General features: G+C 35.8%; 12 protein-coding genes, 1 tRNA gene and 8 pseudogenes. 4 read left to right on the top strand and 17 right to left on the bottom strand.

Annotation, left to right across the window (positions count from 1 at the left end; all coding sequences use genetic code 11):
- Positions 1-80: 80 nt before the first annotated feature.
- The 3 pseudogenes from rlmM to ARADI_RS11995 all read right to left on the bottom strand — a co-directional run.
- Positions 81-1,093, bottom strand: a pseudogene (rlmM, locus tag ARADI_RS12005) (23S rRNA (cytidine(2498)-2'-O)-methyltransferase RlmM); the annotation flags it as partial.
- A pseudogene (locus ARADI_RS12000) lies at positions 1,086-1,480 on the bottom strand (DUF423 domain-containing protein). The pseudogenes ARADI_RS12000 and rlmM, both read right to left, overlap by 8 nt.
- A 48-nt stretch (positions 1,481-1,528) precedes the next feature.
- A pseudogene (locus tag ARADI_RS11995) lies at positions 1,529-2,454 on the bottom strand (transcriptional regulator GcvA).
- A 506-nt stretch (positions 2,455-2,960) separates the two neighbouring features.
- Here ARADI_RS11995 and ARADI_RS11990 point away from each other — a divergent pair.
- Both ARADI_RS11990 and ARADI_RS21135 read left to right on the top strand, forming a co-directional pair.
- On the top strand, positions 2,961-3,572 hold the full coding sequence (locus tag ARADI_RS11990; RefSeq protein WP_119712189.1) for an aminotransferase class V-fold PLP-dependent enzyme: 612 nt from the start codon (positions 2,961-2,963) through the stop codon (positions 3,570-3,572).
- Positions 3,569-3,690: pseudogene (locus tag ARADI_RS21135) on the top strand (aminotransferase class V-fold PLP-dependent enzyme). Before ARADI_RS11990 ends, ARADI_RS21135 begins: the two are co-directional and overlap by 4 nt.
- Before the next feature lie 125 nt (positions 3,691-3,815).
- Here the strand turns inward: ARADI_RS21135 and tcdA are convergent.
- A pseudogene (gene tcdA / locus ARADI_RS11985) lies at positions 3,816-4,632 on the bottom strand (tRNA cyclic N6-threonylcarbamoyladenosine(37) synthase TcdA).
- A 528-nt stretch (positions 4,633-5,160) separates the two neighbouring features.
- On the opposite strand from tcdA, the gene ARADI_RS11980 reads away from it, so the two are divergent.
- Positions 5,161-5,237: transfer RNA gene (locus ARADI_RS11980), tRNA-Ile, on the top strand.
- A gap of 59 nt (positions 5,238-5,296) precedes the next feature.
- On the opposite strand, the gene amiC is transcribed toward ARADI_RS11980, so the two are convergent.
- Entirely contained in the window at positions 5,297-6,547 is a 1,251-nt protein-coding gene (gene amiC / locus ARADI_RS11975; protein WP_119712188.1) for an N-acetylmuramoyl-L-alanine amidase AmiC, read from the bottom strand.
- A 247-nt stretch (positions 6,548-6,794) separates the two neighbouring features.
- On the opposite strand from amiC, the pseudogene argA reads away from it, so the two are divergent.
- Positions 6,795-8,132, top strand: a pseudogene (argA, locus tag ARADI_RS11970) (amino-acid N-acetyltransferase).
- Between the two features lie 178 nt (positions 8,133-8,310).
- On the opposite strand, the gene ARADI_RS11965 reads toward argA, so the two are convergent.
- From ARADI_RS11965 to ARADI_RS21120, 12 genes and pseudogenes are all read right to left on the bottom strand, one after another.
- Positions 8,311-8,463, bottom strand: coding sequence for a hypothetical protein (locus ARADI_RS11965; protein ID WP_182853234.1), 153 nt, complete (start codon positions 8,461-8,463; stop codon positions 8,311-8,313).
- A 262-nt stretch (positions 8,464-8,725) separates the two neighbouring features.
- Positions 8,726-8,971, bottom strand: a complete 246-nt coding sequence (locus ARADI_RS11960; RefSeq protein ID WP_147392411.1) for a hypothetical protein — start codon at positions 8,969-8,971, stop codon at positions 8,726-8,728.
- A 233-nt stretch (positions 8,972-9,204) separates the two neighbouring features.
- Complete coding sequence (recD, locus tag ARADI_RS11955) at positions 9,205-11,043, bottom strand: exodeoxyribonuclease V subunit alpha (protein WP_182853238.1); 1,839 nt, start codon at positions 11,041-11,043, stop codon at positions 9,205-9,207.
- Positions 11,043-14,651, bottom strand: coding sequence for an exodeoxyribonuclease V subunit beta (recB, locus tag ARADI_RS11950; protein WP_119712185.1), 3,609 nt, complete (start codon positions 14,649-14,651; stop codon positions 11,043-11,045). The genes recD and recB overlap by 1 nt, the downstream gene beginning before the upstream one ends.
- Positions 14,648-17,539, bottom strand: a pseudogene (ptrA, locus tag ARADI_RS11945) (pitrilysin). The gene recB and the pseudogene ptrA overlap by 4 nt, the downstream one beginning before the upstream one ends.
- Positions 17,540-17,543: 4 nt before the next feature.
- On the bottom strand, positions 17,544-20,936 hold the full coding sequence (recC, locus tag ARADI_RS11940) for an exodeoxyribonuclease V subunit gamma (protein ID WP_119712184.1): 3,393 nt from the start codon (positions 20,934-20,936) through the stop codon (positions 17,544-17,546).
- Between the two features lie 219 nt (positions 20,937-21,155).
- Positions 21,156-21,305, bottom strand: a complete 150-nt coding sequence (locus ARADI_RS21130) for a type IV pilus modification PilV family protein (RefSeq protein WP_369407017.1) — start codon at positions 21,303-21,305, stop codon at positions 21,156-21,158.
- Positions 21,302-21,484, bottom strand: a complete 183-nt coding sequence (locus ARADI_RS11930) for a DUF2509 family protein (protein ID WP_119712182.1) — start codon at positions 21,482-21,484, stop codon at positions 21,302-21,304. Before ARADI_RS11930 ends, ARADI_RS21130 begins: the two co-directional genes overlap by 4 nt.
- 16 nt (positions 21,485-21,500) lie before the next feature.
- Positions 21,501-21,620: a YgdB family protein gene (locus tag ARADI_RS18550; protein WP_238149428.1), complete on the bottom strand. Its 120-nt coding sequence runs from the start codon at positions 21,618-21,620 to the stop codon at positions 21,501-21,503.
- A gap of 550 nt (positions 21,621-22,170) precedes the next feature.
- Positions 22,171-22,311, bottom strand: coding sequence for a prepilin-type N-terminal cleavage/methylation domain-containing protein (locus tag ARADI_RS21125; protein WP_119712181.1), 141 nt, complete (start codon positions 22,309-22,311; stop codon positions 22,171-22,173).
- A 45-nt stretch (positions 22,312-22,356) separates the two neighbouring features.
- A complete protein-coding gene (locus ARADI_RS11920) occupies positions 22,357-22,668 on the bottom strand; it encodes a hypothetical protein (RefSeq protein ID WP_119712180.1) in 312 nt (103 codons plus the stop codon).
- A pseudogene (locus ARADI_RS21120) lies at positions 22,655-22,774 on the bottom strand (prepilin-type N-terminal cleavage/methylation domain-containing protein); the annotation flags it as partial. The pseudogene ARADI_RS21120 and the gene ARADI_RS11920, both read right to left, overlap by 14 nt.
- Positions 22,775-22,907 lie beyond the last annotated feature (133 nt).

Here is a 22,907-nt window from a genome sequence, read left to right as displayed (position 1 = left end):
CGCTCTGGTATAGAGGCTGACTAAACTCGTCTTACATGCACCGCGATCTCTTCGTGATCATGGTAGAGTTGCTTCGCTTAGATTTGAGCATTAATACCATTTTCGTTTAGTGTCTGTGATATTTTGTTCAAAATTGATGAAACCTCTTGATAACGTTTTTTCATCGGTAGCTTTAAAATGAAATATCGCTTCTCCCGGCACCAGCCTTTTAACAACCAATCTGTTATCAAAGCAGTAACTTTTGCCGGTTTTTCAACCATATCACACACCAACCAACTAATATTCTTAGTATGTGGTGTAAATTTAAAACCATCAGTTCGATAATGCCGTACTTGACCTGTTTGCTTAAACTTTCGGCCATTGATTTATTATCAACCGCATCGACCATCATACTGCGCTTCACTAATTGATAGGTCCATCCGCCTGGACAAGCGCCCAGATCAACAGCCTTCATACCAGATGCTAAACGCTCTTCCTACTCATCATAGGGAATAAATAGATGAAATGCTTCTTCCAGTTTTAATGTTGAACGACTTGGCGCATCCGCTGGCAGTTTTAACCGCCGGATCCCCATAAAGAAAGGTGAATTGTTATTTGTATAAGAATAGCCAACATAACAACAGCCGGCAGCAATAAAAAATACATGTATAACCGGACGTTGATGGTTTTCTTTCAACAACAATGTTTTTTGTTGACGAAGCGCATGGCGTAAAGGCACAGTAAATTTACGGGAAAATTTCAGTAGCTCTTTACTCTCATTGGTATCCGGCACTTCAACTCGTAACTCACCAACTCTTTCAAGAACACCTTACAATAACGCAATAATCGGCGATACGCGATCGTTCGGGGATAAATCTTTCAATAACTGGCTAACAACCACTAGTTGACGAGCAAATATTAATGTACCAAAGGGTATATCTTTAGCTAGACGGTCTGCATCAGTAGACTGATAGCATTCAAATAAAACATAACCGCTATTATCTTTTACTTTGGCATAGCCATAAACGCCGATCTGGGTAGCCTTATCAGTAATTTCTGCCGCACACTCTTTTTCAAATCCTGAACGACAATATAAAATAATATTATTATTCATTACGTATTGTTGGGTTCCTAAGCCGAGTTGCACCAATAACAATTAATATCCAGCCAATTAAAAAGCAAAAGCCGCCTACTGGTGCCAAATGGGCAAAATATTTTACTTGTAAAAATGCCATACAGTAAAAACTGCCACTGAACAATAAAATGCCTATACTGAAGAAAATTCCCCCCAATAAAACCATAAAATAACTTTACGTAATAAAATAGCGCCTAATATCATAAGAACTAAAGTATGCATTGATTGATAACGTAAACCAATACGAATCCATTCTATTTGATCATGGTTTAGTAGAGGTGATAATAAATGTGAACCTATTGCGCCAAATGCGACACAAAAAAATCCACTAATTCCTGAAAATATCAACATTAAACGAGCATTCACGTTAATATCCTTTTCTTTTTAAATTAGTTATTTTACTTACCATATAGTTTACAACTCACTGGTAATAAATCCCCATTTTTGTTGCTCGCTAGCTGCTTTTACAAGGATCCATTGACGAAATGCAGCAATCTTACCTAACTCAGCTTGTGACAAACTAAATAGCAAGCTTTTTTACTGACTAAAACATCATTAAACGGACATACCCAAACGACCTGTATCAAGTTCATTTTTTGTCATAACGTTATTAATCAAGGCGATTCCTTGACCATGAATTGCGGCTTGAATAACCATAGCACTATGACTGAAAATGGGTCCTTGTTCTACGTTCTACATTAATAATGTCTTGTAATGATAATTGACGTGCATAAGTTTGCCAATCACGTCGAGAAGAATCATGTAGCAATATATGATGAATTAAATCTTGCGGTTTTTTCAATGGGTAACGCCCCGCTAATCAGTCTGGCGCACAGACTGGTATTAAGTATTCCGCATACAAACGATCTGTTCTTAAACCTGGCCAATTACTATAACCATAAAAGATTGCCACATCAACACCATCAGCCATTTTAGCTCCATCGTGATCAACAGCTTGAATACGCACATCGATATCAGGATAAGCACGATTAAAACTCGATAGGCGCGGCACTAACCATTGAATAGCAAAACTTGGTAATAAGCTGATGGTTAATGCTCCCTTTGCGCTGAGAGCCTGTAGTTTCCGAGTAGCTTCACGTAACGAAGAAAAAATTTCTTTAATATCTAAATAATAACTTTACCCTTCTTCAGTCAATAATAATGAACGATTATGCCGACGAAATAATTTCAAACCCAATAAATTTTCCAAACTTTTTATTTGATGACTTATTTGCAGCCTGAGTAACAAAAAGCTCCTCTGCTGCTTTAGTAAAACTTAAATGGCGGGCTGCCGCATCAAATACCCTTAACGCATTAAGAGGAGGCATACATTTTGACATGATCGCATCTTACTCATCCTTATATACCCATCAGTTTTTATAATCTGAAGCATTATAAATTATCTATTGTAGAGAAACTAGTATATGTCTATAATAAAGCTCCTTCCTCGGCCTGAATGAACCCCTAAGCAGTTAATTTATTTAAAGTTATTGGCTTTATGGTTGTGATGTTGTGTTTACAAATTATCTGGTTTTTCCAGGTTGAGTAGTTAATTCTACTATTTTCACTCCTATACATTTACCTTGTCTGTCCATAGTTATTTTAACGCGACGCATTTATTGCGGCGTTTTTTTATATTCGCTAAATAAATATCTTTCTCATCGCCGAATATAATCGGATGATATACATATGATACTGATAGAATAGATATTATTAATCAAGACTAATACTACTTTTCTAATTTAAATAAATATAACAAACTTTATGAAAAATATTATTTATAACAAGATAAAATTTTAATAATTACACAATATAGATCTTAAATATTCTGATAGCTGTGATTTTCATGATAACAACATTTTCTATAACACAATTTCGCCAATATTTTCCTGCTACCCAACAACAAAACAAAACTATTTTTCTAGACAGCGCGGCAACGGTTAATTACTATCAACATATTAATACCTCCGTTGATCGAGGCCAACATTCTACAGCACGAACAACAACAGATATTTATGAACAAACTCGCAAGAAAGTTGTGGAACTTATCAATGCCAATCAAGCCGAGGAAGTTATTTGGACAAAAGGGAGTATTGAATCGATTAATTTTATTACACAAGGCTATTTTCGCGCTCACCTGCAACCTAATGACGAAATAATCGTTAGCGAAATTGAACATCATACCAATTTGATCCCATGGTTGATAGTGGCTGAACAAACTGGTGCTAAAGTCGTTAAATGGCCCTTAGATGAATTAAAACAACTGTCAATTAAACACCTAACAACATTTATTAACACAAAAACTCGGATCATTGCGATTAGCCCAATGTCGAATGTTACCGTTAAACAACCCAATATTCAGGCTATCACTTGGCTAGCTCATCAACATAATATTTTAGTCGCGGTTGATGGTGCACAAGGCATTATCCATCGTGGTATTGATGTACAAGCTTTATAGACATTGATTTTTATGTCTTTTCAGCTCATAAACTGTATGGGCCAACAATCTGTACCGATTTGAAGCAGGTACGCCAAATATTGCCGGAGTGTTAGCGTTCAATGCTGTTATAGACTAGATGAAAACCATTAATTGGCGGCAGCAAGCTGAAAATTACGCTATTGCCTTAACAGATTATACTGAAAATCAACTCGCTAAATTGCCCAAAACGAGCTTTGATTGCTAATAATTAAAAAAATTATTTCATACTTTTTCGCTAGCTATCATTTTACGCTGCAATTTTTTTAATACATGATAAACAGCAATAAAACCAAAACTAGCAGTTACCATTGTTGCCGCACCAAAACCAGCGGCGCAATCCATACGCATTATTCCTCCGACATTACTTTTAGCCTTACAAACGGTTCTATCACTTTGGGGGTAAACTAACTGTTCGGTTGAAAAAACACAGTCAATACCCCCAATTTACCTTTACTATTTTTAACTATTTTAAAATCACTTTTTAATCTTTCACGTAATTTTGCTGCTAAGGGATCATGGATCGTTTTTGCTAAATCTTTGACTTGGATCTGTGTCGGATCAATTTACCCACCAGCCCCTCCCGTTGTGACGATAGGTATTTTATGACGGCGACAATAAGCTAATAAAGCAGCTTTAGGCCGCATGCTATCAATAGCGTCAATCACATAATCAAATTGAATAGATATCAACTCAGCTAGATTGGTGACCGAGACAAAATCATCAATAATATTAACTTGATATTCAGGGTTAATTTGCAAAATACGTGATTTCATCACTTCAACTTTTGATTGACCAATAGTGTCGCTTAATGCATGCAATTGTCGATTAATATTTGCTTCATACACACATCATCCAGATCAATCAGAGTAATAGTGCTGATCCCAGTTCTTGCTAATGCTTCCGCTGCCCGTGAGCCTACGCCGCCAATACCAATAACACAAATGTGAGAATAAGCAAAAAGCATTAATGCTTTTTGACCATAGAGGCGACCAATACCTGCGAAGCGCCGCAACCAAACGTCTGAAAGGAGTAATTGCATGTCTAACCTTATAGCTAACAAAAATAGCATGTTCACCAATATTAAAAAAGAAACTAATTTATTAATTCAAATTCTGATTAATCTATTATGATAACAAAAACTGATTCGTTATCTATTCATCTGCATGGCATACCCAATCATGTGATAACGACTAGAGCGTATTATCTGTATCATACTTACCAACTGAATTGCATCTTATTCTGTATATTTAAATTAGCAATAAATTATACCCTACCCCATTTGATAAGATAATTTTCGATAAAATATTTTACTGATTTAAGCTAATCATTAAATAACTATTTTTATATGACCATTAAAAAAATAATGGATGTATGTTTGTTGATTACATATTTCGCTATCAATTTTTTGCTGACAAAGTATATCAATATGCATGATGGCTAATTTGCATAAAAGAACAAAAAACAATCATTAAGCCTCTTTTATGTACAAGATATAAAAAAATATCGCAATATTTAATAAAAAAACTTGCATCGGATCTGATCCTGAGTATAGTGAGCCGCTATCGGACGCGGGATGGAGCAGCTTGGTAGCTCGTCGGGCTTATAACCCGAAGGTTGTCGGTTCAAATCCGGCCCCCGCAACCACCTTTCATTTAATATCAAATTAGTTTCCCAACAAGATATTATCTATCTGATTAACTCGCTTAACGCAAAGCCAGTTTTCCGCCGTTGTCGAAATAAGCTTTAATACCCCGAAAAATAGATTCTGCCATCTGCTGTTGGAATTTTGCTGTCTTTAGTTTTCGCTCTTCTTCAATATTACTAATAAAAGCAGTTTCAACTAGAATAGACGGGATGTCTGGTGCCTTTAATACCGCAAAACCCGCTTGATCAACAATGTTCTTATGCAATTTGTTAACGTTACCCATCCGTTTAAGTACTTCTGTACCAAATTTCAAACTATCATTAATAGTCGCCGTCTGAACTAAATCAAACATGGTGTGATCAAGATATTTATCACCACTTTTACTGACACCACCAATCAAATCGGCCTCATTCTGTGTGTGAGCTAAATAACGGGCGGTATTACTGGTTGCTTCTTTGGTCGATAATGTAAATACTGAGGAACCTCTCGCGTTAGGATTAATAAAAGCATCAGCGTGAATAGAAACAAATAAATCAGCTTGCATTTTCCGCGCTTTTGCAACTCGCACTTTTAAAGGAATAAAAACATCTTCATTACGAGTCATATAAACTTTCATCTTAGGTTCACGATTAATTAATATTTTTAATCTACGTGCAATTTGCAACACGATATCTTTTTCCCGCGTTTTATATTCTCCTATAGCACCAGGATCTTCTCCACCATGACCAGGATCAATCATGATGATAATTGGCCTATCTCTCCCTGCTTTACCAACTAGCTTTTTCGCTTTAACTGGCAATGTATTATCCAATTTACCTTTGTTATAATCTTCTAATAACGCTAACAACGGATCATCATCAGTGTAAACACCTGAAGCAGGATAAAAGTCAACCACTAAACGATGTTTAAAACTAGCAACCGGCGCAATAGTAAACATTTGTGGTTCAACATCAGTTTTTACCTCAAAAACTAAGCGAACCGTTTTTTGATCAAATTGGCCTACTCTGACTAATTTTAAATATGGATCACGTGAACTGATTTGCTGGCTAATGCCCTGCAACACACTATTTAACTGCATATTTTCTAAATCGACAACAATACGATCAGGCCTAGATAACGCAAATTGACGATATTTTAAAACAATATTTGATTCTAACGTTACTCGGGTATAACTAGAGGCTGGCCAGATACGAATAGCCACTATACTTGAAGATGAAGCTAGCCCGAATGGACTAATACTTAACAGCATAGTAGCCACTGCACCTTGCAGAAGAAGTCGTCTTGAAAAACCGTGATTTGAATGATCCATCGAAAAATCTACTTAAAGCATCAAATAATTATAAACCGCTCAATATTATCAACAACAACAAAATAACTATAGAAAACTTTAACCAATCATTAATGAACTGTCATTAATAAATTGCCCTTTAAAAATAATTAGCTACTAATATATTCTGAAGCAATAATGATGATTTTTCATGCATTTCTTCTTGCTATTTTGTGTCAAAAATCATAAAAATACTTTCACTAAGAACAGTCATTTATATGAGGAACATATGAAAGGACGTCGTCCTGATTTAGTTAATGGATTTCACCACTCTGTTCCCTATATTAATATACGTCGCGATAAAACCTTTGTTATCACATTAAACGGTAGCGCTATCGCAGATAAAAATTTCACTCACATCATTAGCGATATCGGTTTATTACGCAGTCTGGGTATTCGACTAGTTATTGTTTATGGCATACGTCCACAGATAGATAAAAAACTCATAAACCAACAATATCCGATAATCTACCATAAAAATGTTCGCGTCACTGATGCAAGTACCCTAGAGTTAGCTAAACAAATATCGGGGACTTTACAACTAGATATTACTGCTCTGTTATCAATGCGTCTCAACAATACCCCATTGCAAAGTGCCAATATAAATATAAATGTCGTCAGTGGTAATTTTATTATTGCTCAACCTTTAGGGATTGACGATGGTGTTGATTATTGTCACAGTGGAGGGTATACGAAGAATCAATGAAGTATCCATCAACCATCATTTAAAAAACGGCTCTATTGTATTAATTAGCCCAATTGCTGTTTCGGTCACCGGAGAAAATTTTAATTTGTCGACAGAAACTATCGCAACACAATTGGCAATAAAATTTAAAGCAGAAAAATTAATTGGATTTTGCTCTTCACAAGGAATTAGTGATAAAAATGGTAATATATTATCGGAACTCTCGCCGAATGCAGCTGAAAAGTATATTGATGAATTGGGAAAACAGCCAAATAATCATTCTGACATACTGCATTTTTTATATAGCACAATTAAAGGCATGCCGACAAGGTGTTCGTCGTAGCCATTTGATAAGCTATCAAGAGAATGGTGCATTATTACAAGAACTTTTCTCTCATGAGGGTATCGGTAGTCAAATTATCATGAAAAATTGTGAACAAATTCATCAAGCTAATATCAATGATATAGCAGTAATATTAGAGTTAATTCAACCGTTGGAACAGCAAGGAATATTAATTTGCCGTCCAACGTGAACAATTAGAAATAGAAATTGACAAATTTACTATTATCGAGCGAGAAAATATGATCATTGCTTGCGTAGCACTTTATGACTATATAGAAGAAAAGTCTGGAGAAATGGCTTGCCTGGCTGTACATCCTGACTATCGTAATTTATCAAGAGGTGAAAAACTACTTAAACACATTACTCTCCAAGCCAAAAATTTAAATTTAGAAAAACTTTTTATATTAACAACCCGAAGTACTCACTGGTTTCTAGAAAGAGGATTTTTCCCAGTAAAAGTTGATATGTTGACAATAAAAAAACAAGCGCTTTATAATTATCAACGATGCTCAAAAATTTTAATACTTAATATTAATTAAATACTATAAAATTAATTAAAAATTTAATTAATAAACCCAATTACAATAAAAAATGCACGATTTAAATAAATAACGTTTTCTATCACTCTTAAGCAAAAAACAAAAAATATCGGCTCCTCTCTATTTAACTAAGAGAAGAGCCGAAAATAAAATAACGGTTAATTAATTATTTTTTATATTACTGCAAGTGGTGCGGATGCTTTTGATGTAAACCATCACGCACATTCCACATAGTTGAAAAATGCTTAACCATTGTACTGTCGGTCGCTCCTCCATTTTCAGCCACACTACCAATATTTATTAATGCCTGAGCATAGACGGTCGAGTCCAAAGGAGTACTAGGAGAACTGAGAGAAGGCCCTTTACAAACCTATCCCTCTATATTTAATTGCCTCTTTTTGGTCATCACTTTGATTTTCTATAGAAAAATTTTCTACCAGGAAAAGCTCCGCAAATGTTATTAGTCTTAATTTTTGCCTGATCTATTTGTACCACTATATCACTCGTTGAAAAATCATTAACAATCCCGACAGCTAATCCAGCTCGATAAAACCTGTCAGTTTGCTCCGTAGATTGAGATGTATTGGCAACATTTAGAAGATTTTCATTACCTCAAATAAATCATTTTCCTTTTCTTTTACCGCAAGTAGATCAATACTAAAATTTCCTATGGTTTTTAATTGAGAGCTAAGTTTATTCTCTGTATTCGTAGTTGTATCCATTTGTGCAGAAGCAACCTGTTGATTAACTATTTGAGATGAATAATTGCCAATCTGAGATGCTGAATTTAACATTTTATTTGTATCCTCCCATTGAATAAAAATAAATCGCAAAGACATTTTGCAGCATCTCAAATATCAATCATTTATACTTCTAAAAAACAATCAATAGCAGAATTAAAATAATTGATAGCAATAACTTACTAATTAAAGCAAAAACTAAATTTATATATCACAATACTTCAATCCAGTTTGCTACAATTAAATATTTATTATTTTTTACTTTTATCACTATTGATATTCACTATTAATAATATCAAACAAGATAACGAGTAAAATGGGTTCTACTTTCATTAAAGTAAGCGCTCAGTTAAACCACTGTGCCGTTCCGTTGTGGTCATTAACGCTTTAGCGAAAATATGACGTTCAGCATAAATCGTCACCTGAATTTTTGCTCTGGTAATTGCAGTATAAATAAGCTCTTTACTGATAATAGGGGTAAAAATCGGCGGTAAAACCAATGCGGCATGTTCAAATTCTGACCCTTGAGATTTATGTACTGTCATAACAAATGCAGTTTCATGTTGAGGCAAACGACTGGGTTGTATTCTTTTTATCACCCCATTAGGCAACTGAAAATAAGCTTTTAAATCTTGTTGACCATCCCGTAACATAACACCAATATCACCATTAAATAAGCCAAGAGGACGATCATTTTTGGTGATTATTATTGGGCGGCCTTCATAGTTTTTATTCCAGCTATAGGCAGGCCGTCGAATACTTCCTTGACGATGTAAAAGCTGTTCTAATTTATCATTTAAACCTGTAATCCCGTATGGTCCTTCTCTCAAAGCAGCTAATAAACGATAACGATTAAAAGTAGTCAGGATTTCTTCGGGATCTCGACCCGTTTTTATCATATCCAGATAGCAACGGTAACATTCAGCTGCATCAAAAAGCAATTTGCCATATTTCTCAGACGAAGCAATTGAATGAAAAGCAATATCCGCATTTTGCTGAACTAATAGTTGCTCAACCTTTCTAATATCACTTTGGTTAATTGCAGTAGCAAGTCGCCCAATCCCTGATTGCGCATCAAAACGATAACTTTTTCGTAACAAACAAATCCTATCTTTAACCTCTGGCCCATCATTCGATATAAAATCCGATAAATTACAAGCTGTGATTTTAGTCAGTTGTGCCGCTCTTTCACGACTGTATCCCGATTCTGAAAAACGACAAAGATCGCCAAGGACTGCGCCCGCTTCAACAGAAGCTAATTGATCTTTATCACCTAACAAAATGACACGCGCATGATCTGGTAGCGCTTCAATTAATCTGGCCATCATAGGCAGATCAACCATCGATGCTTCATCAATAATTAAAACGTCTAGCAAAAGTGGATTGTCTTTGTTATAACGTAATAATTGGCTATTCGGTTGAGCGCCTAATAATCGATGCACAGTCTGCGCTTGTTCTGGCATAACCGCATACTCATCAGTAGATAAATTCAGTTTTAATAATGCATTATTTAATGATTTGGTTAATCGAGCAGCCGCTTTTCCTGTCGGCGCGGCTAGCTGAATGATTAACTTTTCATCACTTAATTGGACTAAAGTAGCTAGTAAACGTGCCACTGTCGTGGTTTTTCCTGTACCCGGCCCACCAGAAATAACTGCGATCCGACTGGTTGCTGCCACTGCAACAGCTATTTTTTGCCAATCTTGCGTTTTCGAAGACGCAAAAAAACCAGTTAAAATAGTCGCTAATCGCTGTTCATCAATGGTTTCTAACAAATGGCGAGAAAAAAAATCAGCCACTAATCCTTCATCAGCCCACATCCGCTGAAAATAAAGTTTGTTATCTGATAATACTAATGGTTTTACTGCTGATTGCAGTGCATCACAAACTGCATTACATTGTTTAAGCTCAGTATAAATCCTGCTACTATCAGGTGCTCCTGCCATTTCCCAGAGCATAAAAGCCATTTCCGCCTGTCTACCTTCAAATAAATAGGCGGGTTCGAGCTTATCAATAAATAAACAAACATGACCTGCTCGAGTTTCAGCACTTAATATTGCAAATATTAATAAAAATAATGGGTTTTCATCATCAGCTAACCGAATAGCAAGTTGTATGTCTAAACAACTAAACAAATTAAGCTCAGCAGCTCTCTTTAGTAAAGTTATCATCATTGCTCACCTCGATTAGTTGCATTAAATAACTCATCCAGGCTATTAATAAACGCATAAGTCGGAATAGTATGATAAATACCATAACCAGGGTCTTTCGCATCAAATCCACGCAAAAAAAGGTAGATAATACCACCAAAATGTTTTTGATAATCATAATTAGGTAAACGATTCCGTAAATAACGATGCATAGCTAATGTATAAAGCTGATACTGTAAATCATATCTATGGTCAATCATGGCATTCTGTATGGCCTCCTGGCTATATGCCAGACCATTTTCCCCTAACCAATTTGATTTATAATCAAGCAGATAAAATTTGTCTTGCCAGCAAAAAACTAAATCAATATAACCTTTTAAAACGCCCGTTACTGGCTCAAAACTAAGCGGTGGGCAACGTTGAGATAAAACATCATATTGATGGGTTAGACTATCTAATGCGGATGGCAATAACAATTTTTCTATCGGTAAATGAAATTGCATTTCATTTAATTGATTTTCAGGCGTGATCTTTGACAAGCTGAGGCTATCGCTAAGTAAAGGGGTGTCAAAAATATTTATTAGCCACAATTTAAGCACCGGTGCCCAATCAGCGGAAAAACCGGCTTGCTCTAATTTTTCAGCTAACCAAGACTCTTGTGGATGTTGATTAAATGGTAATAATTCCAACAGAGAATGCAAAAAAGTTCCTGCTGTGGCCCCCTTAGGAAAGGTATGAACACTCCACTCTGCTATTTCACCTTGAACCGATGAGCTGTCACCTTGCGCATCAACGTCCATTTTAAGTGCCAAATCTTGTATAGCAATCTCAATACTTATATCACTAGTAGTAAATTTATTAGAATACATATCATGATAGGTTAATCCTGAATAGCTCGTAACCCGCCAGGTATTTTGGATCTGTCCTGTAAAATTTCGAGCTAATAAATTCACGGGGGTATTTTCTTTCTGGTACCAAGGCGATAAGTTAATATCACCAACGGGTGTGATGCTAATATTTTCACTCGCTAATGCGCATAGAGCATCACGCAATAAAGTCGCATTACCTGGCTGTCCATTTTGCAATAAGTAACCTAATGCGCTTTGATGCAAATCCGTATTATCACTTTCCCCACTAGGACGACCTTTTATTAAAGGTGCAATACCAACACTACAATGATATTTTGAGCGTGTTAGTGCAACATACAACAGCCGCAAATCTTCGGCTAAACGCTCTTCATTAGCCAGCCTGATGCTCTCTTCTTGTTGGGTCAGATCAAGGCAAGTTTGAAAATTATCACGATTATGAAACGTGGCCAATTTTTGCTGCGAGAATTGACAGGCAAAAGGTAACCAAACAATCGGGTATTCTAAACCTTTAGATTTATGGATCGTACTAATACTCACCAAGTGACTATCACTTTCTAAACGTATTTGCTGATTTTCTACTAACGGATCGGGGTGATCGATCTGCTGAGCTAACCAGCGAACTAGAGCATGCTCACTTTCAAGCTGTAATTCAGCTTCCTGCAACAATTCACTCAGATGCATCACATCCATCAAGCGCCTTTCACCATCTATATTATCCATCAGTAGGTTTTCAGCAATGCGATGATTAACCATAATAGCTCGTAATGCAGGCAAAATACCATGTCGCTGCCAAATCAATAAATAATTGGCAAACTCTTCAACTCGTATCTCCCACTGACTTTCATCTTGATTTAATTGCTCAATATCTTGTGCACTTAGCCCGATTAAACGAGTAGCTAATGCACAACGCAGCGTGCGCTCCTTTTCAGGTGAGAGCACGGCTTGTAATAACCATAATAGATCGCGCGCTTCATCAGTAGCAAAAACGCTTTCTTGATTAGAAAGAAAAACTGACGAAATATTAAATTTACTTAATGCTTCTCGTATCATTACTGCTTCGCGACGACTTCTGACTAACACCATAATATCCGCAGCTGTTACCGGCTGTTTTACATCATTTCGATACAGCCAGGTTGCTTCATTCTCGCCTCCTTTAAGCCAATCACAAATCTGACTAGCACACTGATAGGCCATGGTTTGTTGATAGTCCAAGGTTGAAACCACTTCTTTATCTAAATAACAAAAATTTAAAGCTGATAATTTTGCTGTTTTATGAATAAATGCTAAATGCTGATTTGAAGAGGCTGAATCAACTGTGTTAAAAGGTATTTGCTCAAATAAAAACGGTTTTGTTGCCCGACTGAATAATTGATTAATAGCCGCTACCATACTTGGTGAAGAGCGCCAATTAGTATCAAGAGTATAGTGTGATTCAATCTGATCTTTAGCTTTAAGATAAGTAAAAATATCCGCCCCACGGAAAGCATAAATAGCTTGTTTAGGATCGCCAATAAATAACAAACCACAATGATTATGCCTCTGATAAATACGTTGAAAAATGTGATATTGTTGCGGATCAGTATCTTGAAACTCATCAACCATAACAACCGGGTAACGATTACGGATCGTGTTAGCTAATCGCTCACCACCTTCTGCATGTAGTGCCTGATCTAAATGACTTAATAAATCATCAAATCCAATCTCTCCACGTCGTCTTTTCTCTTTAACAATTGTTTGACGAACGTCAATAATCGCTTTTGAAATAATAATATCGCGTAATGTAAGTGATTGTTGCATCAAATTATCAATAGCAAGAAAAACCTTATGTTTAGGTACTTGAACTGTCGGTGTTTTATCTATTAGTTCAGATTGGCAAAAACGAGCTAGTTCTTTAGGTGTTTTATAATCGACTGTTGCTGATTGAGCCCAACTAGTGACCGCTGCTATCCAACCCGGTAAATTACGGCGACTATAACTACGTTTATTAATAGCGGAATCAGTAATTAAATCAATGAAACTTGCTGAATTTAAAAGCCACAACGCTTTTACTTTTTTTATCGTGTCAATTAGGGTCTGATGACGCTGTTTTATTGATTGGGCTTCAATGGATTGGTTAATAAAAGTCGGAATATCGCCCTGTAAATAAGGCTTTATTTCGGCTAAAAGTGCCTCTGGGTCACTCCATTCATCAACAATAACTTTTGATATAGAATAATTCAGTGGATAGCAGTTGCAGCGCCAAAAATCAGCACAAGCCTGTTTTTGTATGGTATGTTCATCTTTTATTATTGATTGCTCAAATAGCATGCCTGACTCAAAAGCATTATGCACCAGCATGCGTTGACAGAATCCATGGATAGTATAAATTGCCGCCTCATCCATTTGACGTTCAGCAGCAAGTAACCATTGAGCAGCTACGTTTTTATCTGCGATAGAAGATAGTAAGATTCGGAAGATTGAATTTTCATCAAAACCAATACCATCTCTAATACAGGCCATTCTCATCTGATGAATATTGTGGCGAATACGTGATCGTAGCTCATCGGTTGCCGTTTCAGTAAAAGTGACGACTAAAATCTCTTCAACACTTAATGGGCGAGAAAATGCATTTTTTTGCCCAACACCCAATAACAATCGCAAATAGAGTAAAGCTATCGTATAGGTTTTTCCTGTTCCTGCTGAAGCTTCTATCAATCGCTGGCCATAGAGAGGCAAACAATAAGGATCCAGTTGATAAGCCTGTATTCGCCGATTACTCACTTAGCATCTACCTCAATTGGCAAAATCTTTTGTAATTCAGATGCAGTCGGATAAGTTATCCAATCTTTCAATTGAGCATAGCCTTCTTTATTAACCTCTTTGGCAATAATTTGTGAAACAAAAGCTAAACCTGTTTGTTGCAAAATGGCATTGTTATAAAAAGTTAATAGATCTTGCTGTGTAACCGTTTTCAATACTTTGATTAATTTTTTTCTGCTATCAAAAGCAAAATTATTCCTCGCAAAATCTGGTAAAAAACGATCTATCTCTTCATAAAAAGTTTGCGGAGGCTGTTCCATTTCCGTCAATAATGCCTTTTTGTATTGCTCAAATTCTTTTTTTGGCATTGCATTTAATTTTTTAAAAGCTAATTGATAAAAGTTTTGATAGCGTGTATTCAAATACGCTGGGGTTTTATTATTACTTTGCAATAAAAAACCTAATCCCCATTGCTCACCAAGGCTAGTAGTAAAGGCAAAAACAGCATAGCCTAATTGTTTTTGCGTCCTAAGTTGCTCAAAAAACCAAGGGTGTAAAATATTGGCCAAAATATTTGATAAGACAAATCCACTATAACGATCATATCCTGTCGAAATAAATATTTCTGCTAGCGCATTATCTGTACTATTTGCCTGATGTTGGAAATTCACTTTATGCTGTTTATCAACAACAATATCCCCTCTCCACCAATTCTTGCCTTTATTATTCAATAAATGGGCAATAGACTTAACAATGTCAATGCCTTGCTTTTGTATTAGATTGCCGAATACAATCGCCTGTAAAGCAGCATTGTCAATAGTCTCTTGACGGTACTGGAGGATGTCATTTGCTGTGATCGTTTTCAGGGCCTTTAAGCGCTGTTCTTGCTCAAAATAAGGTACTTTTTCTAAACACTGTTTTGGCTGCATTGCCAACTCAAAGGCTTTAAGATTATTGCTAACTTCAAGCTGTTCCCTATACCATGATTTTGCTTGTGCAACTTCGTCGGCAGAAATTGTGAAGGTAAGAAATTCCTTAACCATTTTTGTCGTCAATTCCGCTAGATGTTAAGTATAACCACTAGTTTTCAATTGCAGGCCTAAATTTGAAGACACAACCAGTTCCATTCCGGCGACAGAAGCTTGGTAACTTAATTGAGACAATTTCAAAGAGGCCAGGTATTCTAATAACGAGCTCCTAACTTGAGATTTTGCCTTTTTACTACTCAGCTCATTACGTAAATCTATCGCGATCCCACCTTTAGGTTCATCAGCAAAATATTGACTTGGCATATAGACTACCCGCACATTTCCTTGCTCATATACCAATTCTGGATGCTGATAATGGCGGGAGCTTTTAATTAAAGAAAAATCATCAGCAAGATAAGGGTTCAATTCAGGTAACGAAAAATGCATTGCTTCTTTTAACTCAGCCCATCGCCGATATTGTTGGCTGTTAATTTTATCAACTTGATAAGAAGCATTGAGAAAATAGGCTTTTTTATTATGTGGTTCATTCGGTGCGATAAACCAAATTCTGGCATTATAGGGAGTCAATTCTGCTAAACGGCTGCTTATTGCTTTAGAATCAAAACGATCAGCAATGTAATTAGCATCAAGCACATGCGCAATTGGGATATTCAACATTTGATTAGATAATTGCTGAATATAATTCATATCATGAACAATAGAATTATGTTGAAATGAAAGCTTTAGAACATTTGCGATCTCGTTAAAATAACCACTCTTAATACCTTGTTCTTTTAATAAATCAATATAGGAAAATATTGCTGCAATAATCTTATCTCTATTTCCCAATCCCTTATCCGTTAATAAAACGTTTATTGAAAAAATACCATTATTACGATCAACATCTGGTACAACATCAACATTAATCTCTTCAGCAAGACCATTCTTTAGTAACCAATCAGCAAGGGTATTTTGACTTCGATTTCCTATCAAATAGCCAATATATTCATCTGACTTACTGCGAAATTCTGTTAAATTATTTGCAATACTAAATTCAAGTTGTAAAACTTTTTTAGGTTGTGCTAGCACATAATGAATTATTATTCCTTTTTCTTTATCGGTTATAGCGGGTACCGTTATTTCAGGAACAAGAGCCTTTCGATTTGGAATGCGACCAAAAGTTTCAGCTGCAATTTTAGCTAATTGACTCAATGAGTCATTGCCATACAAAATACTTTTCATTAAATTAGCTGAGTAATAGCGATAATAAAAATTCTTGAGCTCAGTTTGTAAATAGCTACCAGGTTTATCGCTTAAGGTTTCTAAATTTCCACTAGAAAAACGTGAATTAGGATGAGCCGGATTAAGTGTTTCAGAAAGCACTTGCCATAATCGTATTTCATCACGAGCACTTGCCATTGTTAATTCTGCATTGACTTCATTACGTTCTCGATCGGCATTTTTAGGATCAAGTAATGGCTCTGCTAATGCACTTGCTAAGCGATCTGTGGCTGCTTTTAAAGCACCATTTTCAGCTTCTAAATAGTAAGCAGTAAGATTAGAAGCCGTACTAGCATTGTGATTGCCACCATGTTTTTGCAAAAATTCTGATATTTCACCTGACTCAGTATAGCGTTTAGATCCCATCAATACCATGTATTCAAGGTAATGCGCCAAACCAAGTTGTTGATCAGAACTTTCCATTGTGCCAACTGGTAAGGTAACCGCAGCTAATGATTTACTGGCCTTAGGATCAGATATTAGCAATACAATCATATCATTAGAAATTTTTATCGCCTGATACCCTCGAGTATCTTTTTCACTTTTGTTTATCCTATCAGGCAAAACTTGCCAATTCTGCTTAGCAAAGCTTACCGTACCAAATAGTAATAAGAGCACGACTATCATGTTTTTCATAACAACCTCTGTTACTTTAAGCATCTTATTACATCCTCTTTTTATTTTTTCTATAGATTGCCATTGGCAATAAATAAGTACGTGCCTTTTTTTGTATTGTTTCAAGTAAATTACTATTTATTTTACTGAAAGCACGACCAATATAGCTATCTTCCATTTCACCTGGCTGATTATAGGTACCTTGTAAGGAGTGGATAAGCTGCATTTTTGCTTTTTGCAAAACAACCTCAGACTCAAAATCAAATTGTTCACTTTTTTTGTTATAGCATGACATTAACCAATTCCAACCACTTTTATTAAAAAGTGGTAATGGCGAATTCATACCCTCTTGATAACCATTAATAAGCTGCTGTAAATATACTTTCGCCTTATATTTGTCCACTGACTCAAAACACCATTCACTATTATCTCTTCCCCAGTAGTAACTTTCACCAGATCTAACGGTTAAACAAAAAATTAAATGTTCTATCCATAGAGATAAACCATCATTAATGGTTAAATTTGCAGGACGATAACGAATAATACCGTTTTGCTGAATATTTCGTAATTGTCCAGCCAAACGAATATTCTCAAAGGGTTCGACGAATAGTTTATTAAAATATTCATGACAATTTATCTTTACTTTATCAGCTAATGGCTGCATATCTTGGATCTGTTTTTCCCAATAAATTTGACCAAAATGTTCTGCCGGTAATCCACCCGTTGCGCGCAAAGTCGTTAACAGCTCCTCCAGTGACTCTTCATAAATCATCGCCTTAAGTAAGCGTTCATTATATTTATACCGTTGTAAATTATTTACAATAAAAGGCTCATTCTCCGGTAATTGTACTTCTTCATTAAAAAAATTAACTTTTAACCTTTGTTGAAAAAAAGCCCGGATTGGGTGTCGATAAAAAGAGAGTAACTGCTCTAATAATATTTCATTGTCATGTTCTATCATTGGCGCTAACGGAGTACAGAATTCAGGCCGTGTATTACCTTGTTTTCTGGCTGCTGATAACCATTCACTCGCATAACTCTGATGAATGCTATTGGGCAAATAATTCTCTATCGCAAAAGGTACTCGCGTATGTTTGGTCACTAAATGTTCTTTTACTCTATCAGCACTAAGGTCAATATTTAAATGTTCATCACCCTCTAAACAAAAACTTTGGCTAATATAATCAAGTAATTCATTTACTAGCACCGAGGGATTATGTACTTGATTGTCACGTATAGCGTGCCCAATATAGCTAACATAAAATAGTTGAGAAGCGGAATTTAAAGCTTCCAAAAAAAGATAGCGATCATCATCCCGACGCTTTCTGTCACCGCGTTGTGGCTGTTCAGCCATTAAATCAAAACCCAGTGGTGGTATTGAGCGTGGATATATCCTGTCGTTCATACCTAATAAACACACAACCTTAAAAGGAATAGAACACATAGGCATTAGAGTACAAAAATTAATTGCCCCTGCAAGAAAACGTTGACTGATCTTTTCATCATCAAAACAGGTTGCTAATTCATCACGAATAAGCGATAGAGGAACTATTTCTTCATATTTTGCCACTATTCCAGCCCCAATCGTTTTTTGCCATTGCTGGAGCATAAATATGAATATCGCTTCAATTTGTTCATCAGTCTCAAAAAAAGCATCTAACAGGCATTGACATAATGGCAACCATTCTGACAACTTCCTTTCCTGATTAAGTTTACTTCTCCAACTAGCCAACGAATCAATAAATGCGGCAAGCTGCCCGGCTAATTTCGCGGATAATCCTGTACATTCATCATAAGGTAAAATTTTATTCCAAGTCCCTACATGACTATCCATCGCATAACCGAGCAACATTCTATTTAAACCAAAAGCCCAGGTATTTTGCCCTGTTGCTGGTAATTCCAGCATTGCAATGTTTTCATCATCAAGTCCCCAACGGATACCTGATTCGTTAATCCATTGTCGCAATAAAAGTAATTCATCATCGTAAATAGAAAATCGACGAGCCAGTGCGGGCACTTCTAATAAAGCTAATACTTGTTCTGTGGTGAAACGACTTTGTGGTAAATCAAGTAACGAAATAAAAGCTTGCAAAATAGGATATACCTGCCTGGCTTTTCTATCTGAAATAGAAAAAGGTAACCGACGTTCAGGTGACACATGACTAAACACCGCTTGGACATAAGGTGCGTAACTATCGATATCTGCCACCATTACAATTATATCTTTGGGTGTCAGATTTGGCTCGTCTTCAAAGAGACGCAATAAATAATCTTGCAATACTTCAGTTTCACGTTGTGGGCTATGGCATGAATGAAATGTCAATGATTTATCTTGTTTGCTTAATTGTCTTTTTGAAAGACTATTATTATAACTCGCTTCGGTTAAACCAAGTTGCGCATGATCTTCTAAATCTAAAATATCTCGCTGAACTTGGTGTAACAAACAATCACGTGGTAAATCTACAAAGGCAGCAACTTCATTAGATAGCTCCAACTGAGACAGAAAATAGAGGTTGTCACGGCCTAATTTACCCCAAGAAGCTAATAGCGGATTAGTCAGAAATTGTTCACCTTGTTGATTAAATAACGTATCAGGTGAACTTTCTCCCTTGAACCACCCAATTTCATGGTTATTTCGATAATTTTTTAACTTGCGTCTTTCAAGTTTTGCCAAAGAAGCATAGCTCTGAATATCCCCCCAATAATAACGACATGGGTTAGTAAACATTAAATGAATATCTATATGCTGGCCAAGGGCATTTAATGCCTGCAAATAAATCGGAGGTAATGCGGTGATACCACAGATAAATACACGTTTTGGCAACCTAATATGTGAAGGCAGATTAGCATGCAAACTTTGTATAAATTGTTGATAGAGATTTGCCCGATGCCATTTAGATTGATTAAACTTTTCCGTATACTCTGTCAACGCTAACCAAAGACGTTTTTGCCATTGCTGATTATCACTTAATCCCTCAGTTAGTTGTTTTTTACGCCAGCTTTCTAACCATTGGGGACGGTAAACTAAATATTGGTCAAATAGATCCGCAATCCGAGCTGATAACTGATACAACTTACGTTTACCCATATCCTCATTAAGATATTGTCTAAGAGGCTTGAATTCAGGTTCTTGTAGCAAGGAAGGTAAAATTGTCATTAATTTCCAAGTCATTGCCTTTTTGGTAAAAGCACTCTCTGATGGGATATCAGATAAAACCCGAGTAAACATGTCCCAAATAAAAATTGCCGGTAGGGGAAAAGAAATGTTAGCAGCAATTCCCAAGCTTTGCGCAAGCTCTATTTGTAGCCATTGCGACATACCTGAAGTTTGAACCAAAATAATTTCTTGCTCAAACGGCTGGGTCAAGGGATTATTTTTGATCAAACTAGAAATAAGCTCTTTGTGAATATTTAATTGATTAGAATGATAAATTTGTAACATAAGCTCTTCCTGACGAACAGTACCACCTTGATGCAGCAGTCAATTGGTTATAAGGCATCTTAAATATAACTAATATCTGTTTACAATTATCTGTAATGTTCACGTAACGATATGATAAATCAATATTTTAGGTATATCATTTGTTATATCGGTACTAATAGAGTCAATGCCTAGCATCGCTTTTCCACTTTCAAAAAAAGTGGGCATTATGCTAAATTGCTATGTTTTTTGCCATGCGAGAGAAAATCCAGTCATTAGATTATGAATATATTTTATTAATGCGATAGCTGAAACAGCAAATAAGGCTATAGCTACCATAACTTCGGTTATTGCCATTCCAGATTGCCTGTTCGGTTTAGAATGTTTCATTGACAAAATTCCGCTCTTTTGACTCGACAAAAATCCAACCATCCCTGTTTTAGAGGAACAAAACCAGATATGGTATTTTTATCTTTCTTAAGCCATTGATAAAGTGTAAATATAGCTTTACCCTCAAAATAAGCATGGCCGGCTAATAGATAATAATCATTTTTATATAACGCAAACAACTTTTAAAATTAGCGCCTAACGGTTGCTGACAAGACCATGTGGCATTTTTTCCTTAGTCATAACCCAAGGTTGATATTTTCCCCAAGCCAATGCAGACTCAGCTTGCTCAAAAAAAAAGCCAATAACTTCGTTCACTTTCCAACATATACAATATATTATTCTGATAATGATGTAACGCTTTTAACATTAATAAACTCATAAAAATAAGCATTATTATTGCCATTAATAAAATGCTTCCTTACTATTCAAACTTGTGAGGAAAAAACTAATTCATCTGTTTCATATCAATTGATTTCTTAAATAAATTTTTAGTTAGTATTCCCTTAATAGATCTAGATATGCTCGCGGAGATAGACTTAAAAATACAACTAAAAAACGTTTTTCATCCATGATCACCTCTTTTAAAGCAAATTGTGAAACTATTATCTGTTTGGGATCAAATAGATTTATCTATCCTTACCCTTCACAATCTACTCCGCGACGGTGTATTTCCAGCTTACCTCGATGCATACGATAAATAAAGAAATCAGAAAATACAGAAATACTCGGCCTCTCCTCATTTTTCACTAATTTTCAATGCCACTCCAATACAATCACCAAAACAATAACCTGAACGTCGAACATCTTTTTCCAACATTAATAAGAATTGTCTCGCCACAATATCAAGATGATAAACTTGATATAATCAATTGATTTGCTGCGTCAGTAATGGATATAGCGTTATGATATCGATCAAAATAATACTACTTATTATTAAGCTGATTAGGACTTCTATCAGAGAAAAACCTTGTTGCTTATAATTAAAAGAAATGTGTTTATTTAGCATTTAGCTATTCCCCACCAGCCTTTGATTACTACATAAACGCACTCGTCACAAACCCGAAATAATGATCGAGATCTCTGCTGATTGATTGCTAAAACGTAAAGTTGTCGGTAATGCCGTTCCTCTTTTACCTAGCAACAAGGTCGATATTCGGCTGTAGTTTTGCAACACTATTTCATCATGCCTATTAATCCACTTCATCTCTGTGCTTTGCTGGGTATCTTTTTTACCTTTAATTGCAACTATCAGCATCCAATTTGAAGTTTTATCCGTTTGAATTATCAATGGCCTCTCTTGATTCAAATAAGCCGCCTGCATTTGATGACGGGCAATAAAAGCGGCAACTTTATTGCGTAACAATAATTAAATGTATTTTTTGTTGATAATTTCGCCATCCCTTAATACTAACAATAGCAATCAAGGCTGCTATGGCAATCGCAATCAGAATTTCAAGCAGAGTAAACCCTTGTTAGGGTATATATTTTTGCCATATGTAGCACAATTAATGCAAACTATTGTTATGTATTTAGGATAAAAAAATAAATGCTCAAATAAGATAGAAGGGGAACAGATCTATTAAAAAATTTGTATTACAAAAA

The organism is Arsenophonus endosymbiont of Aleurodicus floccissimus (genome assembly GCF_900343025.1).
Taxonomy (GTDB): Bacteria; Pseudomonadota; Gammaproteobacteria; order Enterobacterales; family Enterobacteriaceae; genus Arsenophonus.
Note: the sequence above shows the minus strand (reverse complement) of the source record. Positions and strands in the feature narration are given on the sequence as shown.